This is a genomic window from Streptomyces carpinensis, assembly GCF_002154505.1.
GTDB lineage: Bacteria > Actinomycetota > Actinomycetes > Streptomycetales > Streptomycetaceae > Streptomyces > Streptomyces carpinensis.
In genome coordinates, this window is sequence record NZ_MUBM01000045.1 from 1 (window position 1) to 12,430 (window position 12,430).

Consider the following 12,430-nt stretch of genomic DNA (forward strand, 5'->3'; position numbering starts at 1 on the left):
AACCCGGGCGGCTGCCGTGCCCGGGTCGAAAGCGGCGCTCTCCGGGTCACGCACGCCGCCCGGGTTGTCCTGGGCGGCGGGGCGGGCGGGGTGCGCGGGGGCGGTCACAGCACGTCCTCCTCGGTCACCGGGTCGGGGGCCTCCGGCACGCTCTCCTCGCCCGGCGGGCCGCCGTGCGTCCACGGGGTCTGCTCCGGGTCGGGCAGTTTCGCGCCGCCCCGCTGCTCGTGCTCGAACAGCGTGAAGCACAGGTGGTCGCCCTTCTCCGGCACGGAACCGGCCTCGGGCTCCTTGCCGCGGCCCATCTTGTCGAGGATCCGCAGCACGATGAGCGTCCCGTCCGTCTCCGGGCCGCCGTCCTCCTCGCGGGCGACGAACTCCGCCGACTGCGGCTTCCCGCCCAGCGAGCGGTACACCCGGACCCGCTCGCCCAGGTGCGGCCGGTCGTCGGTGCGCACGGTGACCAGCGGGCGCGGGCTGGGCCGCTTTCCCTCGCTGTACGTCATGACCACGTCCGTCACCTCGCCCGCGAACGCCTCCCCGGCCAGCCGCCGCCCCGCCATGACCAGTGGGTCGTCCAGCGCCTCCTGGGCGTCCAGGCGGGCCTGCTCGCGCTCGCGGGTGGCCAGCTTGTTCGCCGCGGTCACCGCGTCGTCGCGGCGCGGCTGCGGCGGTTCGCCGGCCAGAACGCGGTCGCGGTGGCCGGTGAACGACCAGCGGTCGCGCGTCCACCGCTCCTCCACGTGCGCGCCCTCGGGCAGCGTCCGCAGCAGGTCCAGGCCGTCCCAGACCTTCTCCCAGGTGGGCAGCGCGCATCGCTCGACGAGCCTCCGGATGTCCTGCTCGGCCGTGGTGAGGGAGCCCAGCCGGTCGTCCGCCTCCAGTCCGTCCTCGGAGGCGGCGAGAGCGGAACGCGCGCGGTCGTAGCGCTCGATGGCGGGGGCGAGCAGCCTGTTGTCGAAGGCCGGGTCGGTGGCCGGGCCCGCGGGTGGGCACTCAAGCTGCCCAACCGCGTCCCGCGCGAGCTCCGCGCGCAGGGCGGCCTCGGCGCCCGAGGCGCCCTGGGGCGGGGCGATCCACGCCAGCAGCGCCCCCAGGTGCTGGTCCTCCAGGCTGGACTGGCCGGTGGTCCAGTGCCGGGCCAGCACATCGCTCAGCGCCAGCAGCAGCGAGGAGCCGGGTACGCGGGCCCGCTCCCCGAAGTGGGTCAGCCACCGTCCCAGCAGCGGCACCCTGGGCGGCGCCGGGTGCGGGGCCTCGGGATCCTGCTCGGCGGTGCGCCGAAAGCGCATGGAGCGTCCGAGCAGCCGCACGAAGTCGATGCCCGCCCGGCTCGGCACGATCAGCTGGGGCGCGTCCGCGCACAGCTCGACCTCGACCTTGACCCGCTTGCCGGTCTCCGGGTCGGTCTCGCTGCGCTCGGCGGCCTCCACGGCGTCGGCGTGGGAGTCGATGTACGGCAGGACGACGTCGGCCAGCTCGGCCAGGAACGCGAACCGCAGGTCCCGGTCGCGCGGCTGCGGCACGGCCAGCAGCCGGGGTGCGTCCCGGTCGGTGCCGACCAGCGCGCCCAGCGGGGCGCCCGCCTCGCCGGCGGTGGTGAGCGGCACGAACACCAGCGGACGCTCGGACAGATGCCGGTGGCGGACGGTCGCGGCGGGCTGGGCGCGCCCGGCCCGCACGGCCTCCAGCCGGGCGAGAGTGGCGATCAGCGACATGCCGCCTCCTGCCGAGGGACGGGTGCCGCCTCCCGGTGGCCGCTCAGCGCCTCCGCCCGCAGCCGCGCCGCCCTGCGCAGGGCGGCCACGGCCGGGTCCTCGGGGTCACCCGCCTCGCCGTGCGCGGCGGCCAGGACGTCCTCCACCGTCGTCAGGCCGCCCAGTTCGGCGCGGACCGAGCGGCCCAGGGCGGTCACCGCGCCCCGGGCGCGGGAGCGTGCCCGGCAGTGGAAGGCCAGCTCGCAGGCGGCCAGGCACTCGGGCGCGTACGTCGCCGGGACCGCCTCGACCGCGGCCGTCAGCTCCTCGGCGGGCAGCTCGGGGGAGAAGCACACCCCCTCGGGGAGCGTGTCGGCGATGTCCTGGATGCGCGTCAGGCGCGCCAGCTGGCGGGCGGTCACCGCGCGCTGCTTGCGCACGTCGACGGCGGAGGCGGTGGGCAGGTTGGAGAAGTCCTTGGGGCACACCAGCAGCACCCGGTGACGCACGCGCGGGGCCGGCGTCCGCTCCTGGGCGCTCCGCATCCCGGGCTCAGTGCCGAGCCGGGCGGCCACCTCCTCCAGCGCCAGCACGTACACCGCGGCCTGCCGTGCCGCCGCGCCGACCTTCGCCGGGTCCGCGGAGCCGTCCAGCATCGGGAACGACTTGATCTCCACGACCGTCCAGCTGCCGTCCGGGTGCACCACCACCGCGTCCGGCTCCAGGTAGGCGGGGGAGCCCGCCACCTCCAGGGCGAGCATCGGGTGGTCCAGCAGCGTCCAGCCGCCCGCCGCCGTCGCCTCGCGCAGCGCCAGCGCCGTACGCTTCGCGCGTCCCTCGGGGCCCGCGGCGGCCAGGTCCGGAACGAGGGCCTTCTGAGGCGGCTCCGCGCCCGCGTCCAGCCGCTGGTGCACCAGCCGCAGCAGCTCCGCACCGCCGTCGGCCTTGACCCGCGCCTCGAACGCGTTGCCCCGCATGAAGGCGAACTGCGACTGACCGAACGCCGAGGGAGCCCCCAGCGCGCCCGCCAGCACCGCCTTGTCCACGCCCGCCCCGTCCAGGATCGCGCGCCGCCTGCAGCCCGGGTTCGCGGCCAGCGCCGCCAGCGCGCGGGCGTCCAGCGCCCGGGCCGGTACGCCGGAGCCGCGCAGCTCAGCGAGCCGGTGCCGGAGCGCCGTCCCCCGCGTCCTGGGAGGAGGCACCCGGCTCGGCTCCGGAACCGAACCGTGCTTCGCGCTGCCGTGGAATTCGCTCACCCGCCGAAGTCTGGCATCCGCCACTGACAATCGGGGAACCCGCGCCGCCCGAGCGCCCGGCGAGGGCCGGGCCGCGGGCCGCCAGCACCGTCCGGGCCCGGTCCAGGCCCCGCATCAGGAACGGCGCGAGCAACAGCCCGACCCCCATCGCGGCCACGCCCGCGACCGCGTCCAGGAAGTAGTGGTTCGCGGTGCCCATCACCACCAGCGTGGTCAGCAGCGGGTAGGCGACTCCGGCCGCCCTCGCCCAGCGCGTGCCGCCGTGCCGCCACAGCATGACCCCGCACCACAGCGCCCAGCCCACGTGCAGGCTGGGCATGGCCGCGTACTGGTTCGTCATGCCGCCCAGGCCACGCGGTGCGCTGGCCTGGCCGCCCCACCAGCCGTACGAGCTGTAGTGGGCCATGGTGTCCACGAAGCCGTAGTCCGGGGAGAGCAGCCGGGGCGGGCAGGTCGGCAGCAGCGTGAAACCGATCAGCCCGATGAAGGTGGACCCCATCAGCCAGGTGCGGGCCGCGCGGTAGTGCGCGGCGCGCGCCCGGAACAGCCACACCAGGATCGCGGGCGTCACCACGTAGTGCAGCGACGCGTACCAGAAGTCGGCCGGCACGCCGAGCCAGGGCTCGCGCGTGAACAGGCGGTTGAGGGGATGCTCCGCGTTGAGTCGCAGCAGCTTCTCCAGGCGCAGGATCGCCAGACCGTGGTCGACGGCGCTGGAGACGTCACCACGGGCCAGCAGCCGGCCCGCCGAATAGCAGCCGTACACCAGCAGGATCAGCGGCAGCTCGGTCCACCAGCGCAGCCGGGTCCGCGGGGCCGCCTCGATGCGCCGTGCCGGTGCCTCGGTCTGCGGCATCCGATGCCCCTCCCCGTGTGTCGTCGCTTCTTCTCGGTGCTGCGGCTCCCGGTGATCTCCGGTGGTGTCCGGCCGGTCGTGCCACTTTACGGTGTATGCACCCACCCCCGTGGGGCGCCCCGGCCCTCAAGACGCAGACCTCGCCCCCCGGGTTGCTCACGTACAAGGTGCGCGATGATGGAGGGGTTACGCCTGAAGATCGTATTTTTTCCCGGAAGGGCTCCCCATGGCACCGCGCATCCTGCTGGCCCGGCACGGACAGACCCAGTGGTCGCTGTCCGGCAAGCACACCGGCAGGACCGACGTCCCCCTCCTGGAGGAGGGCCGGCGCGGCGCAAAGCTCCTCGGTGAGCGGCTGCACCGGGCGCCGTTCGACGGCCTGCCCGGCGTCGAGGTCCGCACCAGCCCGCTGTCCCGCGCGCGGGAGACGTGCGAACTGGCCGGCTTCGGCGACCGCGCGATGTGCTGGGACACGCTCATGGAGTGGGACTACGGCGCATACGAGGGTCTGACGCCGCAGCAGATCCAGGACGAGCGGCCCGGCTGGCTCATCTGGCGCGACGGCGTCCCGGGCGGGGAGACGCTCGCCGAGCTGACCGACCGCGCCGACGAGGTGGTGGCCTGGGCGCGTGCCGAGGACCGTGACGTGCTGGTCTTCGCCCACGGGCACATCCTGCGGTCCATCGGCGCGCGCTGGCTCGGACTGCCGCTCGACTTCGCGGCCCGCATACGCCTCAACCCGACGTCGCTGTCGGTGCTGGGCTGGGCCTACGGCGAACCGGCCATCGAGAGCTGGAACGACCTGGGGCACCTCGCGGAGTAGCGGAGTAGTCGCCGCAGCCGTCGGGGCCGGGGGCGGGCCGGCACTCGCCCGCGCCGGGGAGGGGCCGCCCGCGACCGGGTCACGCCTGCCGCGGCGCGCTGGCGTGCCTCTCGAGGAACTCGGAGACCCCACCGGCCCGCCGGTGCGGCAGCAGCAACCGTGCCGTCCCCGCCAGCATCGTCTGGATGCGGGAGGACTGGACCTGGTCCAGGAGGTCCATGACCCGCATCCCGGCCGCCGCCGCCTCGTCGGGACGCCCCACGCGCGCGAGGTCGTCGGCCAGCTCGGCCGTGTACAGCGCGATGTTCCGCGTGAAGTGGGGGTCCTGCAGGTGTGCGGCCCGCCGCGCGTGCCGTGCCGCACGCTCCCAGTCGCCGAGCGTGGACCAGCACTGCGCCTCCAGCCCCTCCAGCTCGGCCTCCCCGTAGAAGCTCATCCACTCCGGGTCCGCGTCCGAGGGGCCTCGTTCGTACAGAGCCTGAGCGCGGGTGAGCGCCTGCGCACAGCCGGTGTGGTCGGCGAGCCCCGCCCAGCCGCCCGCCTCGCGCAGCGCGAGCAGCGACATCAGCCGCGCCGAGCCCAGCCCGCGCCCAACGCGCTGGGCGGCCTGCGCGGCGCGCACCGCCTCCCGCGGCCGTCCCGCGTCGCGCGCGAGGAACGCCGTGTTGCAGAACGCGTGCGCCTCCAGGGCCGGGTCTCCGGTCACACGCGCGGTGGCCAGCGCCTCCGCGTAGTGCGAGCGGGCGTCGTCGAAGCGGCCCGAGTCGTGGGCCAGCCAGCCCACCGAGATGGCCAGTTCACCGGCGCCCGAGTGCAGACGGTCAGCGGTGGCCTGCCGGGTCGCGCCCGCGTCGAGCAGCGCGTACGCGGCACGCAGCGGAGCCGCCGCGCGCCGGTAGAGACCGTCCGCGCCGTGCCGGTCGTCGAGCAACCGGATTCTGCGGACGGCCTCTTCGAGGGCGCCCGCCTCGCTCGCCCCGACACGGCGGACGGGGCGGTCCGCGGCGGAGGCGTCGAAGGCGAACCCCAGCGGTCCCAGCGAGGCGGCGGCCACCGTGGCGCCCCCGCGGGTCATGAATGCGCGACGCAGCACGTCGCTCTCCTCGTGGTCTTCGTGCGGGTGGTACGGGTCGTGCGGGTCATACGGATCGTGCGTGCCGTACGACTCGTGCGTGCCCTGCGGGTCGTACTCGTCGTACGGGTGATACGGGTGGTCCGCCCCCGCCGTTTCATGCGGGGCGCGTTCCCGGCTCGTGGTGCGCGCGGGGGGCGCGTCGTCGGCATGCTCACGCGCCGCTCGCCCGCGGACGGACGAGCGGGACGCGAACCCCAGGTCGGCGAGTGTGCGGCCGGGGAACATGTGCAGGAACACCCGCTCGTAGGCGTAGTTGGGGCAGCGGATCTCGCCCGCCTCGACCCGGCCGATGTAGCGCGCGTCGCAGCTGACCCGCTCACCGATCTCGCGGGCGGCCCGCCGCACCGCCGCGGCGAACTCGGCCGGCGAGCGCTGTCCGCGCAGTCGCCGGAAGGCGAGATTCGGCCGCGGTGGCCGGGGGGATTGAGACGAGGTCACCGTTGACGACGCCATGGCCGGGCCTCTCGTGCGAACCGTCGAACCATGCCGGATACGGGATGAGTTGTCCGACTTACCCGAGTGGCACCCTGTTTCCGGCGAGCAAGAACGTACCTGCTGTGTCCGGGCCGCCACGCTGCGTTTGGCTACAAACCGGATATCTCATCCGTGATCTGCCATGAACTGCCATCCTTTGCGGCTGACTTTGCGCGTAGCCGTTGACGCGTTGCCGCGTTGAACCCGGTGGACCGGGAGCCGCCCGACTCCCGACCCGCTCGCTCACGAGGAGGGGTATGCGTGGTGGAGGCCGGGATGCAGACCAACCGGAGCGTTGATCCCTGTGCGCCGCCGCAGGCGACCGGGACCGGGTGCGACCTGGTGACGGTGCCGGCACGGCAGGGCCTGGAGGCCGTCGACATCCTGCGCCGGGGGGCGAGGGACGCCGTGGGGCCCGTACTGCACGACGACGGCGGTGACACGCTGGGCTTCGTGGTGCCGGCGGGCACGGCCGCGGGCTGGGACGTACCGGGGAGCACGTGCACGAGGACGGACGGCCGCGGCCTGCGGCTGGACCCCGAGCCGCCGGTGGCGGGCTCGGACTGGCTGGTGCCGCCCGGTGAGGCCGACCCGGCCACGGACCCCGCGGTGCTCCGGCGCGCGCTGGGCGAGGCGGCCCGGATGATCGAGGCGGCGGACAGCTGCTGCTGAGACCCCGGCGGCGCCGGTGCCGGGGGCGGGACGCCCGGCCCGGGCCGGCTCCCGCGCGTGCGGCCCGCCGCCGCTTGCGACAATGACCCCATGGGAAGGTCCAGGAACCCGCGCCGTGAGCGCGGAGGCGTCCAGGCCGTCGTCGAACAGGTCGACGGCGGGCTGGCCGAGCTCATACCCGACCGCGAGCGGGCACGGGGCTGGACCCTGCTGATCGACGGTGCCCCGCAGTCGTACGTCGACCTGGACGACCCGGCGTATCTGTCCTTCGAGTACCAGCGCCGGCTCGGGCACGTCATCGACCTCGCCGCGCCCGCCGGGAAACCGATCCACGCCGTCCACCTCGGCGGAGGCGCGCTCACGCTCGCCCGGTACGTCGCCGCCACCCGGCCCCGCTCCACCCAGCAGGTCGTCGAGCGGGACGCGGCCCTCGTCCAACTGGTGCGCCGCGAACTGCCGCTGGATGCCAACGCCCGGATCAGGGTGCGGTCGCTGGACGCCCGAGCGGGGCTCGCCAAGGTGCCGGACGGCTGGGCCGACCTGGTCGTCGCGGACGTGTTCAGCGGTGCCCGTACGCCCGCCCACCTCACCTCCACCGAGTTCCTCGACGAGGTCCGCAGGGCCCTGAGGCCGGGCGGACTCTACGCCGCCAACCTCGCCGACGGCCCGCCGCTGACCCACGTCCGGAGCCAGATCGCCACCGCCGCCGCCCGTTTCCCGGAACTCGCCCTGGTGGCCGACCCGACCGTGCTGCGCGGCAAGCGCTTCGGCAACGCGGTGCTCGTCGCCGGCGACCTCCCGCTGCCGGTCGCCGAACTGACCCGCCGCGCCGCCTCCGACCCGCACCCGGGCCGCGTCGAACACGGCCGCGCCCTCGCCGACTTCACCGGCGGAGCCGTCCCCGTCACGGACGCCGCCGCGGTCGCCTCACCGGCCCCGCCGCCCTCCGTCTTCCGCTGAGCACCGCCGGGGCGGACCGGCGCAGCCCAAGTGCCCGACAGGCACTGGGGGTGTCCGACACATACCCGCGGCGTCCCGGCGCCCGGCACGCACGCTCGCGCCAGACACCCCTCCTTGTCCTCCCCTCATTCGTCGGACAGCCCCTAGTAGGTGCCCACCTCCACATGCGGCGGTCCGTCGTGCCAGGTGCAGATGACCGACACCCGGTCCGTGCCCGAGGTGAACTCCACCCGGATCCAGGCCGACGTCTTCCACACCTGCATCGACCAGCCCGTGCCCGGGGTCGCGGAGACCAGGGTCGCGGAGGCCGTGCCGAGGTCGAAGACCGCCCGGCCGCCCGCCGTGTCGTAGCTCTTGATGTGGCCGGAGACGGTGGGGGAGGGGCCGGTGGGGCTCGAGGCGGGCGCCGACCTCGAGGCGTCGGGGGCGGCCGGTGTGCGCGACGGCTCGCTCGGCCGCCGCGACGGACTCTTCGACGGGGCCGGCCGGTGCGTGGAGGAGGCAAGGGGCGTCGAGTCGTGCGTGCTCGCCCCGGCGGCCGTGATGGGCAGGGCGCGCGGCGGGTCGTAGGCGGTGCCCGCCATCACCGTGTGAACGCCCCACCACGACAGCGTGACCGCCGCGCTCGTCGCGAGCGACCAGGCCAGTACGTGTACGAGTCCTCTGTGCATCGCGGCCATAGTGCCTCACGCGCCCCAGCGGTGTCCCCGGGAGACGGCCGGGGTGAGGTTGTCCACAGGTGGTCGGGGACGGCGTGCAGTTGTCCACAGGCCCGCACCGGCTCGGTGCGCATGGCGTACGGTGCGGCGCATGGCAAGCGTGCTCGTGGTCGAGGACGACCAGTTCGTACGTTCGGCGCTCATCCGGCACCTGACCGACGCCTCGCACACCGTGCGCAGCGTCGGTACGGCACTGGAGGCGCTGCGCGAGGTCGCCCACATCCGCTTCGACGTGGTCGTCCTGGACCTCGGACTGCCCGATCTGGACGGCTCCGAGGCGCTGAAGATGCTGCGCGGCATCACCGACGTCCCCGTCATCATCGTCACCGCCCGCGACGACGAGGCGGAGATCGTCCGGCTGCTCAACGCCGGGGCGGACGACTACCTGACCAAGCCGTTCTCCGTCGAGCACCTGTCCGCGCGCATGGCCGCCGTGCTCCGCCGTGCCCGTTCCGGCGCCGCGGAGGCCGCGCCGTCCACCGTCCTGCGCGTCGGCGGCCTGACCGTCGACCCGCTGCGCCGCCAGGCCGAGTTGGACGGCGTACGACTGGACCTCACCCGCCGCGAGTTCGACCTGCTCGCCTTCCTGGCGGGGCGGCCCGGTGTGGTCGTCCCGCGCAAGGAACTGCTGGCCGAGGTGTGGCAGCAGTCCTACGGCGACGACCAGACCATCGACGTGCATCTGTCGTGGCTGCGGCGGAAGCTGGGTGAGACCGCCGCCCGGCCCCGCTATCTGCACACCCTGCGGGGCGTGGGCGTGAAGCTGGAGCCGCCCGGGGCGGAGCCGGCGCGATGAGATGGGCACTGGTCAAGGTCTGCCTGGCGGTCACCACGATGGTGGTGGTCGCCTTCGCGGTCCCGCTCGGACTGGTCGTCAAGGAGATGGCTCGCGACCGCGCCTTCACGGGCGCCGAGCGCCAGGCCGCGGCCCTCGCGCCCGCGCTGTCCATCACCACCGAGCGCGACCCGCTGGAACGGGTCGTCGCCTCGGCCGGCTCGGACGCCCAGATGGCCGTGCACATACCGGCGGTCGACGGCAAGCCGGCCGTCGACGTCGGCCGCCGCCACGCCGCCGACGCGGACATCACCACCGTGCGGAGGATGGGCCGCGCCTCCACCACCGAGGTGCCCGGCGGGTTCACGCTGCTCCAGCCGGTCGCGCTCGGCTCCGGCGCCATCGCGGTCGTCGAGGTCTACGTCCCCGAGGCCGAGGTCACCAACGGCGTCGGCACGGCCTGGGCGGTGCTCGCCGGCGTCGGCGTCGCGCTCATCGTCGGCTCGGTCGCCGTCGCCGACCGGCTCGGCGTCCGGATGGTCCAGCCCGCGCAACGGCTCGTCGAGGGCGCGCACGAACTGGGGGAGGGCAAGCTGGGCGCCCGGGTGCCCGAGGAGGGGCCGACCGAACTGCGGCTGGCGGCGGTGGCGTTCAACTCCATGGCCGACCAGGTCGTCCAACTCCTGGCGAACGAGCGGGAGCTGGCGGCCGACCTGTCCCACCGGCTGCGCACGCCCCTGACCGTGCTGCGGCTGAACGCCGCCTCTCTCGGCGAGGGTCCGGCCGCCGACCAGACCCGGGCCGCGGTCGCCCAGCTGGAGCGTGAGGTGGACACCATCATCCGCACGGCCCGTCAGGCCAAGCCGCAGACGGCGGCCGCCGGTTCGGGCGCGGGTTGCGACGCGGCCGAGGTGGTGCGGGAGCGGATGGAGTTCTGGTCCGCGCTGGCCGAGGACGAGGGACGCAAGTGGCGGGTGGCCGGAGCCGGGCGGCCGGTCCGTGTGCCCGTGGCCCGCGCCGACCTCGCCGCCGCGCTGGACGCCCTGCTCGGCAACGTCTTCCGGCACACCGCCGAGGGCACGGCCTTCGCGGTCGACGTGCACAACGGTGACGACGCGGTGATCGTGCTCGTCTCCGACGCGGGCCCCGGCATACCCGACCCGGACGCGGCCATGCTGCGCGGAAGAGGCTCGGGCAGCGACGGCTCCACCGGGCTCGGCCTGGACATCGTGCGGCGCCTGGCGGAGTCCACCGGCGGGGACGTCCGGATCGGTGCCTCGGTGCTGGGCGGGACCGAGGTGCGCATCTGGTTCCAGCTGGGCGGACGCAAGCCCGCGGGCAGGGTGCACCGGAGGACCGTACGCAGGCGCCGATCGGGCAAATCGGTCTCCACCTTTAACCGTCCCCGATCCCTTCCTTAAACGCAGCCTAAGACCTCCAACCGCCGCCCGCATCAAGCCGTTTGTCCCCTTCGAGATCGCTAGCGTGCTGCCGCACCTCCCCCCCCCCCCGCGAACAGCGAAGGCAGGCACGCGACATGAGCACGCACCGGCGCAGGATCAGTGGCAGGAACAAGGCGATAGGCGGCCTCGTGGCCGCGGCCGTGGTCGGTGGCGGCGCCGTCCTGCTCACCGGCACCGCGAACGCGGCCGGTGTGAACGCCGCCTACACCAAGACCAGCGACTGGTCCACCGGTTACACCGCGCAGTACGTCGTCACCAACAACAGCGGCCAGACGGAGAAGGACTGGACGCTGGAGTTCGACCTGCCGGCGGGAGCGAAGCTCGGCTCGCTGTGGAACGGGCAGTCCAGTGTCAGCGGGCAGCACGTCACCGTGAAGCCGGCCAAGTGGGACACCGCCGGGCTCGCCCCGGGCAAGTCGGTCACCGTCGGCTTCGTCGTCGACGGAACCGGTGACCCCACCGGCTGCCGCATCGACGACACCACGTGCTCCGCAGACGACGGCCCCACCCCGGAGCCCAGCGGCCGGCCCACCCGGTCCGCGACCCCGACGCCGGCTCCCACCAGGACCTCCACGCCGACTCCCACGCCCACCAGGACCTCCACGCCGACGCCGATCCCCACGCCCTCCCAGACCACGGGCACCGGGACCACCGTCTCCGCCGGCTTCTCGCCCTACGTCGACACCTCCCTCTACCCGGCCTTCGACCTGCTGGCGAGCGCGAACGCGACCGGCGTGAAGAACTACAACCTGGCCTTCGTCACCGACGGCGGCGGCTGCACCCCGAAGTGGGGCGGCGTCACCGATCTCGGAAGCGACGGCGTGGCCTCCCAGATCGGCGCGCTGCGCGCCAAGGGCGGCGACGTGCGCGTCTCCTTCGGCGGCGCCTCCGGCTCGGAGCTGGCCACCACCTGCTCATCGGCGGACGTGCTGGCGGCGGCGTACGGCAAGGCCGTGGACCAGTTCAAGCTCACCGAGGTCGACTTCGACGTCGAGGGCGGCGCGCTGCCCAACACGGCCGCCAACACCCGCCGAGCCCAGGCCATCGCCAAGCTCCAGCAGCAGCACCCGGGCCTGGACGTCTCCTTCACCCTCCCCGTCATGCCCGAGGGCCTGACCCAGGACGGCGTGAACCTGTTGTCGAACGCCAAGTCCAACGGTGTGAAGATCTCCACCGTCAACATCATGGCGATGGACTACGGGGCCTCCTACAACGGCGACATGGGCACCTACGCCGAGCAGGCCGCCACCGCCACCCAGGCGCAGGTCAAGGGGGTCCTCGGCCTGTCCGACAGCGCGGCCTGGAAGACGGTCGCCGTCACCCCGATGATCGGCGTCAACGACGTCTCCTCGGAGGTCTTCAAGGTCGACGACGCCACCCAGCTGGTGAACTTCGCCAAGTCCAAGGGGCTCGGATGGCTCGCCATGTGGTCCGCCACCCGCGACAAGCAGTGCCCCGGCGGCACCAAGCCCACCGCCGACGCCACCTGCAGCTCCATCGCCCAGGACCCGTTCGCCTTCTCCAAGGCGTTCGGCGCCTTCGGCTGAGCGCGACCGGCCCCGTGGGGCGCGGCACTCCCCTAGGGCGCGTATCGAGTCGT

The 12,430-nt window shown here is 74.2% G+C and carries 11 protein-coding genes; 6 read left to right on the forward strand and 5 right to left on the reverse strand.

The annotated features are described in order from the left end of the window. Nucleotides 1–104: 104 nt before the first annotated feature. The 3 genes from BZY54_RS07365 to BZY54_RS07375 are packed head-to-tail and all read right to left on the reverse strand — an operon-like array spanning nucleotide 105 to nucleotide 3,809. On the reverse strand, nucleotides 105–1,718 hold the full coding sequence (locus tag BZY54_RS07365) for a hypothetical protein (RefSeq protein WP_086723785.1): 1,614 nt from the start codon (nucleotides 1,716–1,718) through the stop codon (nucleotides 105–107). Beyond that, nucleotides 1,709–2,899 carry a hypothetical protein gene (locus BZY54_RS07370; RefSeq protein ID WP_086723787.1) on the reverse strand — a complete coding sequence of 397 codons (1,191 nt, stop codon included), beginning with the start codon at nucleotides 2,897–2,899 and terminating at the stop codon, nucleotides 1,709–1,711. The genes BZY54_RS07365 and BZY54_RS07370 overlap by 10 nt, the downstream gene beginning before the upstream one ends. Further along, on the reverse strand, nucleotides 2,850–3,809 hold the full coding sequence (locus BZY54_RS07375; RefSeq protein ID WP_086723789.1) for a phosphatase PAP2 family protein: 960 nt from the start codon (nucleotides 3,807–3,809) through the stop codon (nucleotides 2,850–2,852). Before BZY54_RS07375 ends, BZY54_RS07370 begins: the two co-directional genes overlap by 50 nt. 226 nt (nucleotides 3,810–4,035) lie before the next feature. Here BZY54_RS07375 and BZY54_RS07380 point away from each other — a divergent pair, with 226 nt between their 5' ends. Next, nucleotides 4,036–4,632, forward strand: a complete 597-nt coding sequence (locus BZY54_RS07380) for a histidine phosphatase family protein (RefSeq protein ID WP_086723791.1) — start codon at nucleotides 4,036–4,038, stop codon at nucleotides 4,630–4,632. 79 nt (nucleotides 4,633–4,711) lie between these two features. Here BZY54_RS07380 and BZY54_RS07385 read toward each other — a convergent pair whose 3' ends face one another. After that, nucleotides 4,712–6,220, reverse strand: a complete 1,509-nt coding sequence (locus tag BZY54_RS07385; RefSeq protein WP_086723793.1) for an NsdA family TPR-like regulatory protein — start codon at nucleotides 6,218–6,220, stop codon at nucleotides 4,712–4,714. A 297-nt stretch (nucleotides 6,221–6,517) separates the two neighbouring features. Here BZY54_RS07385 and BZY54_RS07390 point away from each other — a divergent pair, with 297 nt between their 5' ends. Then, nucleotides 6,518–6,913: a hypothetical protein gene (locus BZY54_RS07390; protein WP_086723805.1), complete on the forward strand. Its 396-nt coding sequence runs from the start codon at nucleotides 6,518–6,520 to the stop codon at nucleotides 6,911–6,913. 90 nt (nucleotides 6,914–7,003) lie between these two features. Next, nucleotides 7,004–7,873 (forward strand): spermidine synthase, encoded by an 870-nt coding sequence (locus BZY54_RS07395; RefSeq protein ID WP_086723795.1) that lies wholly within the window; start codon nucleotides 7,004–7,006, stop codon nucleotides 7,871–7,873. A gap of 143 nt (nucleotides 7,874–8,016) precedes the next feature. Here BZY54_RS07395 and BZY54_RS07400 read toward each other — a convergent pair whose 3' ends face one another. After that, nucleotides 8,017–8,544, reverse strand: a complete 528-nt coding sequence (locus BZY54_RS07400) for a hypothetical protein (protein ID WP_086723808.1) — start codon at nucleotides 8,542–8,544, stop codon at nucleotides 8,017–8,019. 139 nt (nucleotides 8,545–8,683) lie between these two features. On the opposite strand from BZY54_RS07400, the gene BZY54_RS07405 reads away from it, so the two are divergent. The 3 genes from BZY54_RS07405 to BZY54_RS07415 all read left to right on the forward strand — a co-directional run bounded on the left by BZY54_RS07405 (nucleotide 8,684) and on the right by BZY54_RS07415 (nucleotide 12,377). Next, on the forward strand, nucleotides 8,684–9,388 hold the full coding sequence (locus BZY54_RS07405) for a response regulator transcription factor (RefSeq protein WP_167413958.1): 705 nt from the start codon (nucleotides 8,684–8,686) through the stop codon (nucleotides 9,386–9,388). Then, on the forward strand, nucleotides 9,385–10,788 hold the full coding sequence (locus BZY54_RS07410; RefSeq protein WP_086723801.1) for a sensor histidine kinase: 1,404 nt from the start codon (nucleotides 9,385–9,387) through the stop codon (nucleotides 10,786–10,788). Before BZY54_RS07405 ends, BZY54_RS07410 begins: the two co-directional genes overlap by 4 nt. 116 nt (nucleotides 10,789–10,904) lie before the next feature. Continuing rightward, nucleotides 10,905–12,377 (forward strand): glycoside hydrolase family 18 protein, encoded by a 1,473-nt coding sequence (locus tag BZY54_RS07415; RefSeq protein ID WP_086723803.1) that lies wholly within the window; start codon nucleotides 10,905–10,907, stop codon nucleotides 12,375–12,377. The last annotated feature ends 53 nt before the right edge of the window (nucleotides 12,378–12,430 follow it).